General features: G+C 50.1%; 16 protein-coding genes and 1 pseudogene. 2 read left to right on the top strand and 15 right to left on the bottom strand.

Features of this window, described 5'->3' with window-relative positions; translation table 11 throughout:
* Positions 1-56: 56 nt before the first annotated feature.
* The 7 genes from KDW95_RS23560 to KDW95_RS01235 all read right to left on the bottom strand — a co-directional run bounded on the left by KDW95_RS23560 (position 57) and on the right by KDW95_RS01235 (position 7,861).
* A complete protein-coding gene (locus KDW95_RS23560; RefSeq protein ID WP_370646659.1) occupies positions 57-191 on the bottom strand; it encodes a 3-hydroxyacyl-CoA dehydrogenase NAD-binding domain-containing protein in 135 nt (44 codons plus the stop codon).
* A 289-nt stretch (positions 192-480) separates the two neighbouring features.
* Positions 481-1,662 carry a beta-ketothiolase BktB gene (gene bktB, locus KDW95_RS01260; RefSeq protein WP_255854410.1) on the bottom strand — a complete coding sequence of 394 codons (1,182 nt, stop codon included), beginning with the start codon at positions 1,660-1,662 and terminating at the stop codon, positions 481-483.
* Between the two features lie 39 nt (positions 1,663-1,701).
* Positions 1,702-2,676, bottom strand: a complete 975-nt coding sequence (locus KDW95_RS01255) for an NAD(P)H-dependent flavin oxidoreductase (RefSeq protein ID WP_255854409.1) — start codon at positions 2,674-2,676, stop codon at positions 1,702-1,704.
* 118 nt (positions 2,677-2,794) lie between these two features.
* The gene (locus KDW95_RS01250; RefSeq protein ID WP_255854408.1) at positions 2,795-3,586 is read right to left on the bottom strand and encodes an enoyl-CoA hydratase/isomerase family protein; all 792 of its coding nucleotides are present in this window, start codon (positions 3,584-3,586) and stop codon (positions 2,795-2,797) included.
* Positions 3,587-3,742: 156 nt separating this feature from the next.
* A complete protein-coding gene (locus tag KDW95_RS01245; RefSeq protein ID WP_255854407.1) occupies positions 3,743-4,903 on the bottom strand; it encodes an acyl-CoA dehydrogenase family protein in 1,161 nt (386 codons plus the stop codon).
* Positions 4,904-4,955: 52 nt separating this feature from the next.
* Positions 4,956-5,738 carry an enoyl-CoA hydratase-related protein gene (locus KDW95_RS01240; RefSeq protein ID WP_255854406.1) on the bottom strand — a complete coding sequence of 261 codons (783 nt, stop codon included), beginning with the start codon at positions 5,736-5,738 and terminating at the stop codon, positions 4,956-4,958.
* Positions 5,739-5,815: 77 nt separating this feature from the next.
* Entirely contained in the window at positions 5,816-7,861 is a 2,046-nt protein-coding gene (locus tag KDW95_RS01235) for an acetate--CoA ligase family protein (protein ID WP_255854405.1), read from the bottom strand.
* Between the two features lie 635 nt (positions 7,862-8,496).
* Here KDW95_RS01235 and KDW95_RS01230 point away from each other — a divergent pair.
* Positions 8,497-9,444, top strand: coding sequence for a GlxA family transcriptional regulator (locus KDW95_RS01230; RefSeq protein ID WP_255854404.1), 948 nt, complete (start codon positions 8,497-8,499; stop codon positions 9,442-9,444).
* Positions 9,445-9,832: 388 nt separating this feature from the next.
* On the opposite strand, the gene KDW95_RS01225 is transcribed toward KDW95_RS01230, so the two are convergent.
* Both KDW95_RS01225 and KDW95_RS01220 read right to left on the bottom strand, forming a co-directional pair.
* On the bottom strand, positions 9,833-11,467 hold the full coding sequence (locus tag KDW95_RS01225; protein ID WP_255854403.1) for a BCCT family transporter: 1,635 nt from the start codon (positions 11,465-11,467) through the stop codon (positions 9,833-9,835).
* Positions 11,468-11,539: 72 nt separating this feature from the next.
* On the bottom strand, positions 11,540-12,322 hold the full coding sequence (locus KDW95_RS01220; protein WP_255854402.1) for an enoyl-CoA hydratase-related protein: 783 nt from the start codon (positions 12,320-12,322) through the stop codon (positions 11,540-11,542).
* A gap of 396 nt (positions 12,323-12,718) precedes the next feature.
* Between KDW95_RS01220 and KDW95_RS01215 the strand changes: the two are divergent.
* Positions 12,719-13,003, top strand: a pseudogene (locus tag KDW95_RS01215) (transposase); the annotation flags it as partial.
* 84 nt (positions 13,004-13,087) lie between these two features.
* Here KDW95_RS01215 and KDW95_RS01210 read toward each other — a convergent pair.
* The 6 genes from KDW95_RS01210 to KDW95_RS01185 all read right to left on the bottom strand — a co-directional run bounded on the left by KDW95_RS01210 (position 13,088) and on the right by KDW95_RS01185 (position 19,335).
* On the bottom strand, positions 13,088-13,315 hold the full coding sequence (locus tag KDW95_RS01210) for a hypothetical protein (protein WP_255854401.1): 228 nt from the start codon (positions 13,313-13,315) through the stop codon (positions 13,088-13,090).
* Positions 13,316-13,784: 469 nt separating this feature from the next.
* Positions 13,785-14,810, bottom strand: coding sequence for an IS110 family transposase (locus KDW95_RS01205; RefSeq protein WP_255854400.1), 1,026 nt, complete (start codon positions 14,808-14,810; stop codon positions 13,785-13,787).
* Between the two features lie 158 nt (positions 14,811-14,968).
* Positions 14,969-16,642, bottom strand: coding sequence for an electron transfer flavoprotein-ubiquinone oxidoreductase (locus KDW95_RS01200; RefSeq protein WP_255854399.1), 1,674 nt, complete (start codon positions 16,640-16,642; stop codon positions 14,969-14,971).
* The gene (locus KDW95_RS01195; RefSeq protein WP_255854398.1) at positions 16,639-17,292 is read right to left on the bottom strand and encodes a TetR family transcriptional regulator; all 654 of its coding nucleotides are present in this window, start codon (positions 17,290-17,292) and stop codon (positions 16,639-16,641) included. The genes KDW95_RS01200 and KDW95_RS01195 overlap by 4 nt, the downstream gene beginning before the upstream one ends.
* Before the next feature lie 37 nt (positions 17,293-17,329).
* A complete protein-coding gene (locus KDW95_RS01190; RefSeq protein ID WP_255854397.1) occupies positions 17,330-18,085 on the bottom strand; it encodes an SDR family NAD(P)-dependent oxidoreductase in 756 nt (251 codons plus the stop codon).
* A 44-nt stretch (positions 18,086-18,129) separates the two neighbouring features.
* A complete protein-coding gene (locus KDW95_RS01185) occupies positions 18,130-19,335 on the bottom strand; it encodes an acetyl-CoA C-acyltransferase (RefSeq protein WP_255854396.1) in 1,206 nt (401 codons plus the stop codon).
* Between the last annotated feature and the right edge of the window lie 8 nt (positions 19,336-19,343).

The raw sequence follows: 19,343 nt of genomic DNA, 5'->3' as shown, positions 1-19,343 counted from the left end.
ACAAAAACAGGATGCAGTTAACCTGAAAGCTAGCGGAGCCTTATACCACAGGGGCTTCATGCCAAAGCTATGACGGTAGTCAGATCACTGCTCTTGCGACCACGAATAACCTCCACCAGCGGCACCTGATGACCAGGATTAACGAAATGGAAGCCACCAAACCGCTCAGGACGCCCGCCACTTCCAGCCAACCGGCCAGTTTAGATAGTGTAAATATTGGATGTAAATACGACATTTGTCGCCAGCCTACGGCCGGTTTCTGCCAGTAACGAAACTTTTACTCCTTGAGTATTATTATCCAAGATGTAATCCACCTGTTTATAAATTAGCCACATTTAGCTGTACAAAATTATTCATGCATTTACCCTGCAACCCCACCCGAACAGGGTCTACTCTATATTGCTGGAGTCAAATGGCGGGAAGACAAAGACGAGTTCAGGACAACATTAAAAACCGTCCATGAGACAACGACTCCAAAGGTCAAACCCGCTCTATGACCAGAGCAATTCCCTGGCCACCACCAATGCACATTGTGATCAAAGCATAACGCCCATTTATACGCTGTAATTCATAGAGCGCTTTAACGACCAGGATAGCGCCAGTCGCACCAATCGGATGACCGAGGGCAACAGCGCCACCATTGGGATTCACTTTTTCAGATGGCAATGCGAGAACCGCCGAAACTGCACAAGCCTGCGCGGCAAAGGCCTCATTCGACTCGATAAGATCCAGATCACTGATGGACAAATTAGCTCGGTGCAGTGCCTGATGTACCGCATCGATTGGACCTATCCCCATCACTTCAGGTTTCACCCCGGAGTGCCCATAAGAAACAATGCGCGCTAAAGGCTTCGCATTGAGTCTTGCAACTGCATCTTCGCTCGCCAGGGTAATCGCAGCCGCAGCGTCATTCAGACCAGAGGCATTCGCCGCCGTTACACTGCCTTCAGCATCAAACACCGGCCGTTGCGTGGAAAAATCTTCTATAGTTGCGTCGCTCCGAACATGCTCATCTTCACTGAATAGCTTGCCCGGCCGGTGAGGGTTGACCTCAAGTGGAAGTATCTGTGACTCGAAACGTCCCTCTGAAATCGCCAAAGCAGCCCGCTGATGGCTTTGTAGTGCATAGGCATCCTGATCGCTACGGCTGATACCATACTGACGGGCAACATTTTCGGCTGTAATTCCCATATGGCCGTTTCCAAATGGATCAGTCAGAACCCCGGTCATCATATCGATAACCTGACCATCGCCCATTCGTTTACCCCAGCGCTGGCTTGGCAACAGGTAGCCTGCATTACTCATACTTTCGGTACCACCGGCAATGGCCGTTTCAATATCACCTAGCTGCAGCATCTGAGTAGCGCTGATAACAGCCTGCAAGCCACTGCCACAGAGACGGTTCAGGGTCAGAGCACGAGAATGCTCAGACATACCGGCCTCAAGTGCGGCAACACGCGACACATACATATCCCTGGCTTCGGTATGGATAACGTTACCAAATACTGCTTGCTCAAAGATATCCGCATCAATAGTTGAACGCTTAATCGCTTCTTTTGTTACGGCAGCAGCCAGCTGAGAGGGGGAATACTTACTCAACGAACGACCATAATCACCTATGGCTGTCCGAGTACCCGATAGAATATATACCTGCCTGAACATTACTTATCTCCAGTGATATTAAAGACGAATTACCATCTGTTAGCGAACAACCGCCGCCAGCCGAGAAGTGATAATGTTTTCAGCATCCTGCATCATGCGTGATACCAGCTGATCCACTGTAGGTATATCGTAAATAAGCCCTGCAGAGATCCCAGCCCACCAAATCCCCTGCTCCATATCACCAGTTTCAAGAACTATAGCACCCCGTTTACCAGCTACCAGTTCAGCGACATCACTAAACTCCGCGCCTTCCTTTCGCTCAATACCAGCCACCTCGAGTGATATAGTGTTTTTAAATACACGGGCGGTATTCCGGAACTTTCTAAAAATCAATTGAGTATCCAGTTCGCTAGCCTCAACCAGCTTCTTTTTCAGATTTCCATGTACCGGGCTTTCCTGAGTTCCCAGAAAACGGGTTCCCATGCTGACAGCCTCAGCCCCCAGAGCCAGGGCAGCAACAAGGCTTCTGCCGTCACTAAAACCACCGCACGCAATAACCGGTATATCCAATTCATCTACTGCACGTGGCACCAGAACCATAGAGGGCACATCATCCTCGCCCGGATGACCTGCTGCCTCAAAACCATCAATCGTTACCGCTGCACAACCAACTTGCTCTGCTTTTTTTGCATGCCGAACCGATGTGCACTTATGAATAACTTTGACGCCAGCTGCATTGAACATCGACATAAATGGTTCAGGGCTTCGACCAGCTGTTTCAACAATTTTAACCCCGGACTCTACAATAACTCGGGCATACTCTTCGTAAGGCGGTGGAGTTAGGGTAGGAAGAATCGTTAGGTTGACTCCAAAAGGCTGGTTTGTCATTGACTGAGTCCTTTTTATCTCCTCTGCCAAGGCTTCTGGAGTTGGCTGCGTCAAGGCACTCAGAAAACCCAAAGCTCCTGCATTTGCTACCGCTGAAACTAACTCCGCAGTTGATACTCTCTGCATCCCGCCTTGAATAACCGGGTACTTTATATCAAACATTTCTGTTATACGAGTCTTGAACATTGTTAACTCCAAAAACTTCAGATTATGTGCTCAGAAACTTCGAGAAACAGGTGAATGTACCATCCTTTACCTTGTTTCAACAAATCCGGGCGCTTACAGTAGAATTACAATTAAATCTCTAAACAAACTCAGGTTTTCGCTTTTCAACAAAGGCCATTACACCCTCTACAAAGTCTGCAGTCATAACACATTCAGCAAAGCTTTCCAGTTCCAATTCAAGCTGATTCTTAAGCTCAGATAGCCTGTCTTTCTTAATTAACTGACGTGTATTAATTATGGCCTTAAGCGGTCCATTGACAATTTTTTCGGCATATTGAATCGCGCTATCCATGAGTTTGGAAGATTCAACAACCCCGCTGACCAAGCCCCACTTCTCCGCATCGAAGGCACCAAAAACTTGGTTAGTCAGCAGTAATTGCAAAGCTTTTCTTTCGCCAATAAGCACAGGTAAATTATGCGATAAACCACCATCAGGCGTCGCGCCAAGCCCGATATATGCAGGCACAAACTTGGTGTTTTCATCCGCAATAAGGACATCGGCCAAACAGCACAGGCTAAGCCCAAAGCCAGCAACCGGCCCCTGAGCACATACAATCAACGGCACTTCCAGTGCCGCTAGTTGTGCAATTACCTCATGCGCCAGACCGACATACGCTCTTACCTCCGCAGGTCTGAGAGCAGGCTCCATTTTTACAACCTGATAAAAGAAACCAATATCACCACCCGCGCAAAAAGACTTGCCCTCACCTTTAAGGATAACAGCCCTTACCTCAGTACTTTGCTGTATACGCTGGACAATAAGTTGTAACTCCCTTAAGGCAGCCTCAGAGAGGGCGTTGAGTTCATCCGGCCGATCAATAGTAATGATCGCTATACGCGCGTGGCTCTCAAACTTGATTAAATTTCGCATACCTTCACCTACTATATTCGCCAACATGAACCGCAATAAAGTTCGACCTCTACGACACAGCCGACGACTGGTAAAAGTCCGAACAAGCGGCTTTACCTGTAACGAAAAACCGCTGTTCGCTATACCCTCAAATATCCTGACCAGCAGTAAATAAACTCAAACGTCATAGACCCGCAGCATTTCACGAGAGATGATATGGCGTTGAATCTCCGAAGTTCCCTCCCAGACACGCTCGATTCGAGCATTACGCCATAGCCGTTCCACCGGAGATTCATCCATCAGTCCCATACCGCCATAAACCTGTATGGCTTCATCGGTAACACGGGCAAGCATCTCACTGGCAAACAGCTTTGCCATCCCCGCATCGCCATCAGTCATAGAGCCGAGGTCCATTTTTTGGGCTGTATATAAGGTCAGCAGATCTGCAGCACGAATATTGGTGGCCATATCAGCAAGTTTAAAAGACACACCCTGATTTTTTGCTATTACCTTTCCAAACTGTTTACGCTGTGCAGCCCAGGAAACTGAGAGATCCATTGCCCGTTGCGCTTGGCCAACACAGTTTGCTGCAACCATAACACGACCGGCCGTCAACCAGTCGTTCGCGACAGTCCAACCTTTACCAATTTCACCTAGTACTTTGGAGGCAGGCACCCGGCACTCATCAAAGAACAGCTCATATTGATGATATCCACGGTTACTTACGCAGATAGGCCCGCGACGAATTTCTAGGCCTTTGGTATCCGTATCAACCAAGAAAGAGGTGACTTCATTACGGGTACGTCCGTTGATTTCCTGGGTACCGGTGACGGCAAATACGATAGCGAAATCGGCATCACCCGCGTGGCTGATGAAATGCTTACTACCGTTAATAATATAATCTTCGCCATCTTTTACAGCACGCGTTTTAATACCCGCAGCATCTGAACCTGCATCCGGCTCGGTTAGGGCAAAACAATCTGACTTCTCACCCCGTACACAAGGTAACAGATATTCTTCAATCTGATCACCTTTACAGGCCATCAGAATTTTACTCGGACGAGCGACAAAAACATGTAACGCCCAGCTGACTTTTGAAAGTTCACGTTCAATCAGCGCTTGAGAGACGTAATCCAGCCCGGGACCACCCACTTCTTCCGGCATATTGAATGCGTAGAATCCAGACTCAAGGGCTTTAGTGCGAATTTGATCAGCTAGCTCTTTTGATACTTCACCGGTTGACTCAACCTCTGCCTCATAAGGCAGTAGCTCTCTTTCAACGAAGGCGCTGACTGACTCAATCAGCATTTGATGTTCTTCTGTCAATTGAAAATCCATTTGCTACCTCTAACAATAAACTTTGTTAAATTTATTATGCTCTTATCGCCAATTAACACCCTTTCCAGGCAGGATCACGCCGATCCTGAAACGCTTTCGCACCTTCAGTTGCATCATCACTAGCCAACATTTTCTCAAACTCCGGCCACTTTCCAGCTCGCAGGTCGCGGTAACAATCTGCAAAAGAAAGAGTCTCAGTCTCTCGGACAACCTCTTTAATAGCAGCAACGGAAAGCGGTGCAGACTTCATAATACGATGCGCAAGCTCCCGCGCATGATCAAGCAACTGCGCCTGAGGCACAACAGAGTTCACTAGCCCCAGGCCAGCGGCATCTTCAGCAGAAAGTCGCTTACCGGTTAACAAAAGTTCCATCGCTTTAACCCGGGGCATAATTTTTGGCAGTAAAAAAGTCGCGATATCCGGTGCGACTCCAACCTGAGCTTCAGGTAACCAAAACTGAGCATTATCAGAGGCGACTACAAAATCCGCATTAAGCAACATTTCAAAGCCGGCGCCCAAGGCATAACCGTTAACCGCACAGATCACAGGCTTAAGAAGGTTATCCATTTCCGGAAAACCTCCAAACCCGCCTTCACCGAAGTCGCCCGTATACTCTTCACCATCAGCAACTGCATTCAGATCCCAACCACCACAAAAAAACTTCTCTCCTGCTCCGGTTAGAATCGCTACCCGTAACTCAGGGTCATCTCGAAAGCTGGCAAAAACTTCACCCATTCTCCGGCTCAGTTTCGCATCAATGGCATTGCCTTTAGGACGATTCAAGACGATCTCAAGAATTTGTCCATTACGGGTTACATTAAGGTTATCAGTCATGTCACATCTCCGAGTTCCAGACTCAGCTGGAATACTACTAATTTTTATTGCTTTCCCGCTTATCGGGAGTGAATGATCTATTTAATAATACTTATCAATGCATCTGCAGCCACGGTACCTTTTCCTTTAGCTCTAACCAGCAATGGATTGATATCCAACTCCCCGATTGTGTCGAAGTTCTCGCGCACAAAGTCTGCAACAGACAGAATCGCATCTGCGGCAGCATCCAAGTCGGCTTCAGCACGCCCCCGGAAACCAGAGAACAACGGTGCACTTCGTAGCTCCTGCAAAGCATGGATTACCTCAACTCGAGTAACCGGTAGTAATAACGACCGGCTATCACGCATAAGCTCCACTAACACACCCCCAGCACCAACGACAAGGTAGGGACCGAACTGCTCGTCACGGACAACACCAACAATGATCTCCGCGACAACATCCTCAACCATTTTCTCGATCAGGAAGCTGTTTGAAAGGTGCGCCATTGAGGTCACGGCCTTGTCAACATCATGCGCTGATTTCAGGTTCAACTTCACAGCGCCAACATCAGTTTTATGCGCCACCCCAAGAGCTTTAACCACTACTGGAAAACTCAAACTCTTAGCAGCAATACCCGCTTCTTCTGCATTAGTAACAATTCGGCTTTCAGGCACGCAGAGCCCATACTGTGCAAGCAGACTCTTTGACTCGGCTTCATTCAGGGTTAGAAGCTTTTCACTGTCAAAAGCCGATGCTGGTTTCAGTAAGGGGTCAACTTTACGCTGCCCCCAAGCCTTGCCGATATCTGCTGCCGCTTCAACGCCTTCCAGCCCCGCATTAAGACCGGCCAATGGCACAATATTCTGTGATATCAATAATTTGGCTGTTTGTTCAGGCATATTCTCAGGTAGCATTGAAATCACCGCAGCCTTTGCCCCTGTTCGGGCAACCGCACCAACCAGAGCATTTTGAGCAGGCAACCACGCAGAGGCATCACAGCGATCACCCCGAGGATAGTCAAAATGACATAAGGAGAGATCAAATTCTGCACCGATAAAAGCAGCAAAAGTATCAGTAAGTCGCTCCTGATCAGCCCAGTCATACAGCTGGTAGTCAAACGGGTTTGATACAGAAACCAACTCATGAACCGTGGCCTCTACTTGTTTTTGATGTTGCTCGGACAGACTGGAAAGAACAAACTTTCGATCTTCCACTGCATCAGCCAAAAGGGAAGCATCACCACCTGAAGGACTCAGCGAACTCAGCTTATACCCTGCCAATGGTCCATGAACATGCAAGACTTTCAGGGCCTCAAGCATCCCCTCCATCGAATACACTCGCCCGACACCACAGCGGGCAAACAACGCATTCATCAACTCATCCGACCCTGCCAATGATGCCGTATGTGACAAGGCCATCTTTTGCGCCGCATCAGACCGACCCGACTTGATCGCCACGACTGGCTTGCCCAGATCTCTAGCAAAACTAACAGCTTCTTCAAACGCAACTGGATCGGTAATGCCTTCGATATACAGGCCAATTGCGGTAACAGCCTCTTGTTGTGCGAACTCTTTGATAGCGTCATGTAGATCAAACTTGAGTTTGTTACCCAGGGATACCACATAGGCCAGCGGCAACCCGCGCTGCTGCATGGTAAAGTTAACCGCCACATTGGAAGACTGGGTGACAATAGCAACACCAGAATCAACCGCTTCGCCCCCCTGCTGATCCGGCCAAAGCATTGCCTTATCCAGATAGTTCAGCATGCCATAACAGTTTGGCCCGAGCAGAGGCATAGCTCCCGAAGCTTCCAGCAACTGCGCTTCCAGCTGACGCCCCTCTTCACCAGACTCCGAGAATCCAGTGGCATAACAAACAGCGCCACCAGCCCCCATCTCGTTCAATTCACGAATCACTGATATAGTCAGGTTTCGATTAACCGCGACATAAGCAGTATCTGGAGCAGAAGGTAAATCCTGGACCGAACGGTATACTTTCAGCCCTTCTATGAAATCTTTTTTAGGATGAACCGGCCAGATTTCACCTTCATAACCAGCCTTTATACATTGACGAATAGCCTCTCCAGCCTCTCGCCCACCAATCACAGCGATACTACGAGGCCGAAGAAAACGAAAAAATGACATACTTATATCTCCTGACACAAAACTTTATTTATTTTTCACGAAGATCAAGATATAAAGGCCACTAAAAAATACCTCGACCTCATCTGATATATCTAAAAAACCTTATATTTACCAACCCTACCACCCAGCTTAAAATTTCAGTACGCCACTAAAAAAGAAGCTATTCTGACATTAACAAGACCAGATACAGTCTTAATTTTCACTTCAGACATTGCTTATAATAAGCAAGCAAAAGACGAAGAATGTTTCACTAATCGACATCTATGTATTGTTTTTCGACACAATTATCTAATTTCAATCAGACACCTCAATTAAGCGGCTTCAGCCATTCGGCTCTTGCGTTCAAATTCATTCGCCCTTGGCAACCCAGATAGAAATATAACCGGTAGCTTCTGTAGAGCACTCTGGTGTAGTGAGCGACAGCCATAGATGTAGTGCGTGACAAGGTCATCGTCACTCACTTAACATTAATCGACATATTTGTTTTAATTTTCGACATGACTTATAATTTTGAATGTCTTCAGCTCGATAAAGTTTTGAACCCGATATAAATCGTTCAATAACTGATCGATCCTTAGGATAAGAATGTCACTACTGCCCATAGTTATTTCTAATACCAGAAAGGTACAAAACTTGTGAAACACTATTGTTTCTTATTACTGCCTGAATTCAGTAACCTCTGTTTATTCAATTCAATAGAGCCTTTGCGGGCAGCAAACAGTTTCATTAATGGACCGGGCTACAGATGGTCGCTGATTTCGATAGATGGCTCACCTGTAACCAGCTCCAGCAGCTTCGAGATGCGGGTAGACTTCAGCATTGATGAAATGCTTTCTACAGAAAAACCCGATGCATTGATTGTGCTGGCAAGCTATAACTATCAACGTCACAGTTCCAGGGATGTAATCCGTAAACTGCGCACACTGAAGAGCCGGATCCCGGTGCTTGGTGGGCTTGATGCAGGTAGTTACCCGTTGGCAAAAGCCGGATTGTTAAACGGTTATCAGGCAACCATTCATTGGGCGGAAATTGAGACTTTCACCGAAAAGTTCCATGAGATTAAAGTCAGTAATAATCGTTACGTTATCGACCGCAACCGGATTACCTCTGGCGGAGCGACCACCGCACTTGATTTAATGCTGACTATCATCAGAGCGGACTTTGGCCAGGAGACTGCTATTGCTGTTTCGGAACTTTTAATTTTTGACACTGAACGCTCGGGAAGCACTCCACAAAGGGAGCGTGTTCCGGCCATGATTGAAAATAAAATGCCTCGCCTGGCCAAGGCTATTAAACTGATGGAACGGAATATTGAGAGTCCTTTGTCGGTAGCGGAAATCTCTAGCCAGACCGGGATTTCACAGCGTCAACTAGAGCGCGACTTTAAAGAAAGCCTAGGTACCACGGCTACACGTTATTACTCAAGACTGAGGGTTATGCTAGCCCAAAGACTACTAACAGAAACAAGTTTAAACATCACAGAAATTGCCTTGCGGGCTGGCTACACATCGCGAACATCTTTTATAAGGACGTATAAGAACGTATTTAAAAAGTGCCCTTCTGATGAGAGATCGAAAAAATAAATATAGAGCCTATCCGTAAAAAACCTCCAAGATACCAATTATGGGTGAAGCTCACTTCTCAGCATATAACTGAAAACTACACTGACCAGCATCTTTATCGACGGGGCCCCCACTACGATGACAACTAAATCGGCCATCCTTCTTAACATTCCGATACATGCAAGGCAAGGCAAGGCAAGGCAAGGCACCATAAGAAAAAATTATCGGACTAAAGCATATATCTGACCCTAGTAAAGATTAATCAATTTTTATATAAAAGAAGTCATCTATATAAAAATACTGCCTGCAGCGAACTTTCAGCAAGGGACAGTAACTATACGCCTGAAAAAGAAAAACGACGATAGAAGAATCGTCGTTTTCTTGTAACCAATATATCAAATATATATTGTCATACTTTTTTGAAAGCCATCTCCGAGTTGTCTAACGACATTGATGGACTTTCATCATCTTCCGTTGATTTAACTTTTAAATCATCACCTTGATATTCAGGAAAATCTTCCTTCAACCATTTCAATAGCGAAAGGAAAGAAATCCCCATAATAAACACCAATGGAACACCCACTATTAAACTCGCCGTTTTTATCGGCGCCAAACCACCTGCGTTCATAAGTATCAGACCTGTAATCCCAAGTGCTATAGCCCAGAATAGACGATTTATGCGAGAGGGCTCCTGGCCTTCTTTAATATTCTTTGAGGTAATAGACGCTAGTACATACGCTGACGAGTCAACTGTAGTACCAGAATACACAAACCCAACCAGAATAAAGAGAGGGAGAATTAACCACTCCAGAGGTAATTGCATCATAACCCCCAAGATAGCCGCAGATGCACTTTCATTTTTGATGGTATCTAGTACAGGGTATAGACCATTTAACTCTGCATACATTGTATTATTACCGAACAACATAAAAAACAGCATACAACCAGTACTACCCGCAATGGTAACAGTTAATCCTATATCACGAAATGTACGCCCTTTTGAGATACGGGCAATAAATATTCCCATATAAGGCCCATAAGCAACCCACCAAGCCCAATAGAATATTGTCCACCACTGAGGAAACATACTTTTACCAATAGGGTCTGTATAAAAAGCCATACGAGTAAAATTAGTCAGCATAAGACCAATGCTATCCGTAAACATATTCAGCATGAAATAAGTAGGCCCGCCAATAAAAACAATTGAACAGAGAATTATCAGCGCTATCAAATTAATATCACTAAGTACTTTAATACCTTTTTTCAGACCCAGAGTAACAGATGTTACAAAGATGCAAGTCCAAACCACCACGACTGTGATATCAATTGCAGCTGTATGAGCCACGCCCATGAACTGACTCAGAGCTTCGGCTAGCATGGGTGTACCCGAGGCTAGTGTTGTACCAGTACCTCCGACTAAACCGAAAACCAGCAAGATATCTATTATTTTACCGATAGTACCCGTCGCGTTTTTCTCGCCAATAATACCGGCGCATGCAGTACTTAACCTTAATCCACCTTTTTTTCGGTTGTAATATGCATAACCAATAGGAAATGCTGTGAGGCTATAAAAAGCCCAAGCAAGAGGCCCCCAATGAAACATTCCGTACATGCCGGCATATTCAGCAGCAGCCTGACTTTTGGCCTCTAAGCCAAAAGGAGGTGAAGTATAATAATAGGTCCATTCAATTGATGACCAGTAAATTAACGATGTGCCAATACCAGAACAGAAGAACATAGCAATCCAGCTAATTCGACTGAATTCTGGACGAGCCTCAGCACCACCGAGCCTTACACTTCCAAATTTACCGAGCGATATCCAGATCACAGAAATAAAGAAGATAGCACCTGCCCAAATATAGACGAAACCGAATTGATTAGTTACAAAGTTAAAAATATTTTCAACTACACTGCGGGAACTTTCCTCAAAAACTATCATAAACATAATCGCCGCCGTTACAACCAAACAAGCGGGCCAGAATATTTTTTTATCTAGAGGTGCCTCTTGAATCACCACCTCTTCACGTTTTTTAATTTTACTCATAATATTTCCGTTTGTTTTTTTATTTAAGCAGCTGTAAAAATATTTATACTACTATCTGATACAATAATTTATTCAGTTACCCCTCCACTCAGGCTCTCTTTTTTCCAAGAAAGCGTTAGCACCTTCAACAGCATCACTACTCTTAAGCATTTTCATGAAACGGGGCCAAGCCTCTTTTCTAAGCTCCTTATATGACTCATCAAAGGTCAAGTGCTCTGTTAGGTGAACCGCTTCTTTTACAGCCTCAATTGATAGCGGCGCAGAACGCATTAAATCCCGAGCAAAACTGCGTGCCGCATCCATAAGCTGATCAGCAGGGACTACATTATTAATCAGCCCGAATGAAGCCAGCTCCTGAGCGCTATGACGTCGCCCCATCATCAATATTTCCATAGCTTTTTGACGAGGCAACAACTTAGGCAACATAAATATTGCGATATCAGGTGCGATACCAATACGAACTTCAGGTAACATAAACTCCGCATGATCTGCTGCCAGAATAAAATCGGCACGCAACAACATTTCAAATCCTGCACCGACAGCCAGACCATTTACAGCGCAGATAATAGGTTTATGAAGCTCTTTCATTTCGGTAAATCCACAAAACCCCCCCTCGCCAAAATCACCGATGAACTCCTCACCATCAGCTACTGCATTGAGGTCCCAACCAGCAGAAAAAAACTTATCCCCTGCACCAGTCAGAATAGCCACTCTCAGACTTGGATCATCTCTAAATTCTGCAAACACCTTTCCCATATCTGCACTTAACTTAGCATCAATTGTATTTGCTTTAGGACGATCCAATACGATTTCGAGGATTTGTCCATTACGTGTAATCTTTAAATTATTATTCACATATTCTCCAAAGCGGCACACAAAGGGTTATGTTCAGAGCTCAGCTAGTTATGTTTGATCAAGCATCTACTACCGAGCGACAGGCTGTTTTGTATCTACAGTCAAATATTTATCAGTCAATAATGGTTTATTAAATCGACAAAAATGCATCATTAATCGCCATTAATGTTTCAATTATCGCCAAAAACGAAAATATTTTAGACCAAGAACCTAACCCGGATTTTTCACAAAAGAGGGCGAGTCTCGCTTAACCCATTGATATAATTGAGATTACGCCAATAACGCTTCGTACGAAGCTTAAACGAGACCGCCGATGCACGATTCTACCCCAGACCAACTGCGTTTTCCTGCCACCGCGGAATGTTCCCTTCGCGCCCATTTTCAAGGCGGTGCCCTGTCATATGCCCCGGCAAGCGGCCCACGGGCAAGGAGAACGCCGCGATCATCAAGCGCGTTCTACGCCTCATCCGTCTGGCCTGGCCGGATACGCACATCATCTTGCGTGGCGATAGCCATTTCGCCAATCCCGAACTGATGACCCTGTGCCGCCTATTGGCTGATTCACAACCTGCGGGAAAACACGCTGTGCCACACGAATTGGCCCGTGCGCAGCCGATGACGATCATCCTGAAACTGTTCAAGTTGGCGGTGCGGGTGGTGAAATACAAGGATCGGATCAAGCATCCGTGGACAGGCTGGCCATAACGAGAGCCGGCTGATTTGTTCAGCACACCCATGTGCTTCACCCCTTCGGGGCTTACACGTTCAATCGCTCCCTACGATTGAATGAACTGATTTTTGCGGTGTTTTAAGGCTATAAATCGACAGGATTACCGATTTGCACAGCGTTAGCTGTCCATAGGATGCAGCTTGTGCATGGTGATTCACTGGTGTGCTTATAGTGATTAATGAGGCATGACGACGAACCGCCGCACGACGGAACGCCGCCCGGAACAATTCGCTTGGGTAAACGGTGCGATTCGCTTCGCTCATCAGCACCCTGGCACCTACAAAGGTCGCTAAATCCAAACCTGATGTGACCCCACAAAAGTGGACACACCGTTAGATCGCCTGCTCGCCCGCCGCAGGTTTCACCCTGCTTCCCGGAATTCGCAGGCACACCCTCGAAATTCGCCTGGGGCTCATTTCCCGGAATTCGCAGGCTCATTCCATATATGGTCTCCTCCCCGCGTGCAAGGCACCAGATCTCGATTTCAGGGACAGGTTGCTGCCATATATCCGGCCTGTTGTTGAAGCCACGCATGTGGCCTCTGGCCTTGATGAGCATTCGCGCATACCGTCCTTATCAGGCTACCGTTCTCGCAGAACGTTGGAATGGCCAGGTTTTCAGTATGCCGGTTTGACCTGTTGTGTCATCGAGGGTCTTTTGCCTTCGCAACCCTGGGTGGACTCATCAACGTCTGTTGATGGACGTACTCTGTTTTGTTCTCGGACGCGGCGCTCAGGCGGCTGCTTTTGGCTGGTAATGTTCGCCGCGTGCCACGATGATCCAGGCGATTCTGACCAGCTTGTTCGCCAGCGCCACCATTGCCTTGTTGTAACCTCGTGTCGCCACTAAACGGTTGATCCACTGACTCAGCGGGTCGACTTTATGTCCCGCCTGTGCAACCACCGCGCGAGCACCGTGCACTACCTGGGATCTGACGGCGCGGTTGCCGCACTTGCTAATGCCCAGCAGCAGCTGATGGCCGCCCGTGCTGTGCTGCCGGGGCACCAACCCCAGCGCCGCCGAGGCATCCCGCCCACGTTTAAACTGCTGTCCGTCCCCCATCCAGTGCTTGAGCGTGCCGCTGACAATGGGGCCTATACCGGGTACCTCCATCAACCGGCAACAGACGTCATCCTCACGTGCCTGCCGTTTGACCTCTTGCTCGTACCAGGCAAGTTCTGTTCGCAGCGCCTGTAGCCGTTGGTATTGCCGATTGAGCAACAGGCGTAACCTGGGTGTGAGGGCGTTCGCGTCATCATCAAGCAGTTCAGGAACAGCGGCGTACAGTGCCGTAACGCCCTGGCGAATGGCGATGCCATATTCCGCCAGTAGAGCCCTGACCTGATTAATCAGCCGTGTATGCTCCTGCGAGAGCTGCAAGCGCAGCTGACCGAACAGTTGCGCATCTTGCTCCTCCAGTGTTTTGACCCTGACCGGCCTTATCTGTCCATGTTGGCAGGCTTCAGCAATGCCTGCGGCATCGTTGTAGTCGTTTTTCTGCCCCCGCTGATACCCTTTTACATGCTGCGGTGGCAGCAGGCTTACCCTGTGCCCAAGTTGTTGGATCTCGCGGCCCCAGTAGTGGGCGCCGGCGCACGCTTCCATGGCGATATGACTGGGTTCCTGCTGAGCGAGGAAACGTAGCATTCGTGACCGCGTCAGCGTTTTACGCCACAAGGCCTTACCCGTCGTACTCAAGGCCACCAGTGCAAAGCTATTTTTTGCCAGATCAATACCAATCGTCGTAAGCTTATTCATGGTCTTCTCCTCAACTTGTCAGATAAAAGGCTTCATCCTTTATCTTGGCGCATTGTGACGCCGATCGGAGTGGGGAGGAGACCATCTCATCAGGCTACAACGGCAACCCCTTGCCCCTTGCCCCTTGCCCCTTGCCCCTCGCACCTTGCACCTTGCACCTACATGTTCGGATAGGTCGGGCCGCCACCGCCTTCGGGCACCACCCAGGTAATGTTCTGGGACGGATCTTTGATGTCACAGGTTTTGCAGTGCACGCAGTTCTGGGCGTTGATCTGAAAGCGCGGGCCGCTCGCCTCTTCCACCACTTCATAGACCCCCGCCGGGCAGTAACGCTGCGCAGGCTCGGCCCAGGTGGGCAGGTTGGTGCCGATGGGAATGCCGGCATCCCTCAGCTGCAGATGGCTGGGCTGGTCTTCTTCGTGGTTGGTGTTGGAGAGGAACACCGACGACAGCTTGTCAAAACTCAGTTTGCCATCGGGTTTCGGGTAGTCGATCTTCTGGCTCTGGGCCGCAGGCGTGAGCTGGGCATAATCCGCCCGGGTATCGTGCAGCGTCACTGGAATCTTGCCACCGCAGAGGTTCTGGTCGACGAAGTTGAAGGCACCGCCCAGCAGGGTGCCGAACCTGTGCAGCGCCGGGCCAAAGTTGCGGCTGCGATAGAGTTCATCGTACAGCCAGGAGGCCCTGAAGGCCTCGGTAAAGGCGCTGATGTCCTGGCCTGCGCTGTCACTTTCGCCCAGGGCTTTGAACACGCTCTCGGCGGCCACCAGGCCGGACTTCATCGCCGTGTGGGTGCCCTTGATCTTGGAGAAGTTCAGGGTGCCGGCGTCGCAACCCAGCAGTAGTGCACCCGGCATGGTCATCTTGGGCAGGGAATTAAAGCCGCCCTTGGTGATCGCCCTTGCACCGTAGGACACCCGCTTGCCCCCTTCCAGATACTGTGCAAACAGTGGATGGTGCTTCATGCGCTGGAATTCGTCGAACGGGCTCAGCCAGGGGTTGCTGTAGTTCAGATCGACGATCAGCCCCACCACCACCTGGTTGTTGTCGGCGTGGTAAAGAAAGAAGCCGCCGCTCGTGCCTTCCTGCCCCTTGCCGACCAGGGGCCAGCCGGAGCCGTGCAGCACCAGGCCGGGCTGGTGCTTGGCAGGATCGATGTCCCACAGCTCCTTGATGCCCAGACCGTAATGCTGCGGGTCGGCGTCCTGGTCCAGCGCAAATTTCTCGATCAGCTGCTTGCCCAGGTGCCCGCGGCAGCCTTCAGTAAACAGGGTCACCTTGGCGTGGAGCTCCATGCCGGGCATGTAGCTGTCCTTGGGCTGGCCATCCTGGCCGATGCCCATGTCGCCGGTGGCGATGCCCTTGACCGCGCCCTGGAACTCGCCGTCTGCGTGATAGAGCACTTCGCTGGCGGCAAAGCCCGGGAAGATTTCCACCCCCAGGGCCTCGGCCTGCTCGGCCAGCCAGCGACACAGGTTGCCAAGACTCGCAACATAGTTGCCATGGTTGTGCATGGTCTTGGGCACCAGCGCGTTGGGAATGCGCCGGGCCGAGGTGGCATCGCTCAGCAAATAAATCTGGTCTTCGGTCACCGCCGTGGTCAGCGGTGCGCCGCGCTCCTGCCAGTCGGGAAAGAGTTCCGCCAGGGCGCGGGGCTCGATCACGGCGCCCGACAGTATATGGGCGCCGACTTCGGAGCCTTTTTCCACCACACAGACCGACAGCTCGCGCTCGGCGTCCTGCGCCTGCTGCATCAGGCGAATGGCGGCGGACAGGCCGGCGGGGCCTGCACCAACGATCACCACATCGAATTCCATCGACTCACGATTCATAATTTCTCCACACCATGGTCCAGATTGCAGGGAAGGCCCTTCAAAGACTGAAGACTGGCGATTAGCGTATCGACAAAAGGTTCAGCGTTGTCAGACAGTGAGTAAAACTCTGCACGCTGTAGCCAGCTTGATACAAAACCATCCACCACTGCCTTGATAAAAGCAGAAGCAAACTCAAGGTCCAAACTCTCTGGAAGCTGTCCACGCTGAACAGCGTTCTTTATCATCACCACTCGCCGCTCATGCTGATTCTGTATAAACCGGCTTACCGACTCAGACGCGCCACCCAGCGCCAGGCCTGAACTCTCACGCATAAACATGATCATCACCAGGCAAAAACTGTGATCGCGCTCAACCTTTATCAACATTTTCACCAGTAACTGCCTGAGTTTACCAAGCGGGTCTTGCTCGTCACTGGATAGACAGGCGTCACTGAGATCGTTAAGTGGGCTTGAATAAAATTCGCAAATAGCCTCAAAAAGATGCCATTTGTCCTTAAAATGCCAATAGATTGCACCACGCGTGCAACCGGCGGATTTTGCGATGTCAGTTAAATGGCATCCAGAAACTCCCTGATCAGCAAATATTTCCAGCCCTTTTTGCATAATCAACAGGCGAGTGTGCTGTGCCTCCTCCTTTGTTCTACGCATAGGCCTCCCGACACCTTAAACATGCCACTATGGGCAATCAGGCGGTGACCGAACCACCGTTGAGTGGCAATACCTGCCCGGACATCCAGGACGCTTCACGGGATGCCAGATAGGCAACGGCCGCACCCACATCTTGCGGTGTGCCCGTACGCCCGACCGCAGTGGCCTTGGCATATTCGGCGTAGTCACCGAAGTTGTTCATGGTACCGAGCGACACGGCATTGGCGGTGACACCCTGGCGACCAACCTCATGGGCCAGATGGCGCATAAAACCCAGCGCCGCCGCCTTGGCCGCGGCATAGTTGGTCAACCCAAACGAGAGCCCGGTGCGCCAGGACTCCGAGCTGATAATAATGATGCGGCCAAAGCCGTTCTCGATCATGCCATCCAGCACCCGCCGGCTGAGACCGACAATGGCGCGCAGATTCAGATCCAGCTGCCGCTCGAAATCGGTATCATCCAGGTCTCTGAACTGACGCAGGGATTCCGGCATGCCCGGTGGCACCCCGGCGTTATTGACCAGAACACTGACCGGACCGAACTCGCGCTCGGCAATCGCGACTATCGATTCACGGACATCCGGCAAGGTGATATCCCCAGGTGCGGCACAGACGGTAAAACCTTCCGCGCGTAGCTGAGTCACCGCCTGCTCGGCACGTTCAGAGTAATAGTCGTTCACCACCACCCTGGCGCCCTGAGTTGCCAGGGCCCGGGCGACACCCAGCCCCATGCCCTGACCGGCGCCGGTCACCAGGGCTACCAGACCCTCGAGTTCAAACAGTTTCTGACTCATTTTATTGTCCTTATCCTGAGCAATACCCGTGATCACAGTCCCAATCAGGGGCAGACTTCAAACAAACCGGCTGCGCCCATGCCACCGCCAATACACATGGCGATCACGACATATTGCACCCCGCGGCGACGCCCTTCGATCAGCGCATGACCCACCATGCGCGCGCCGGACATGCCAAACGGGTGGCCAATGGAGATCGCGCCACCGTTGACATTCAGACGGTCATTGGGAATGCCGAGCTGATCGCGGCAGTACAGTACCTGGCTGGCGAAGGCTTCATTGATTTCCCACAGGCCGATGTCGCTCACCTGCAGGTTGAAACGTTCCAGCAGCTTTGGAATCGCATAAACAGGCCCGATACCCATTTCTTCGGGCTTGCAGCCCGCCACGGCTATACCGCGGTAGATACCCAACGGCGCGATGCCACGACGATCCGCCTCTTCACGGCTCATCAGCAGGGTTGCAGCCGCACCATCGGAAAACTGGGAGGCATTACCCGCCGTGACGTGTTTCCCCTCGCTAATCCACTGACCGTCCTTCCACACCGGCGCAAGGCCCGCCAGGCTTTCATAGGTGGTCTGCGGACGGTTGCACTCGTCTCGGTTGGCAACCACTTCCTTGTGACCGGCCGGCTTGCGGTCCGCATCGAACAGCAGCTGCTGCGCGTTGAGCGGCACTATCTCGTCGTCGAACAGGCCCGCTTCCTGTGCAGCAGCGGTACGCTGCTGGCTCTGCAGTGCATAGCGGTCCTGCTCTTCGCGGCTGATGCCATAACGCTCGGCCACCAGCTCGGCGGTTTCGATCATCGGAATGTAGGCGCTGGGAGCCACGTCCTTAACCGCTTCGGACTGTGCCCGGTAGCTGTTCTTGTGCTTGGTCTGGGTCAGCGACAGCGACTCGACGCCACCGGCCACAGCTATCTTCATCTCGCCGGCCAGAATACTCTTGGCGGCCACGCCGATGGTCATAAGGCCGGACGCACACATGCGATCCAGCGCCATGCCCGGAACCGAGTCCGGCAGGCCGCCGGTATAGGCACACAGACGACCGATATTGTAGGCCTGAGTGCCCTGCTGCACCGCCGCGCCCATGATCACGTCTTCGACCGCGCCCGGTTCAATACCGGCACGCTCGACAACAGCTCGGACCACATGACCACCCAGAACCGGCGCTTCAGTATCATTAAAGGAGCCGCGGAACGACTTGGTCAGCGCGGTACGCGCCGTGGATACAATGACTGCTTCACTCATCTCATTTT

Source organism: Marinobacterium rhizophilum, assembly GCF_024397915.1.
GTDB lineage: Bacteria > Pseudomonadota > Gammaproteobacteria > Pseudomonadales > Balneatricaceae > Marinobacterium_A > Marinobacterium_A rhizophilum_A.
The sequence above is the reverse complement of the archived record's forward strand: the minus strand, read 5'-3'. Positions and strand labels throughout refer to the sequence as shown.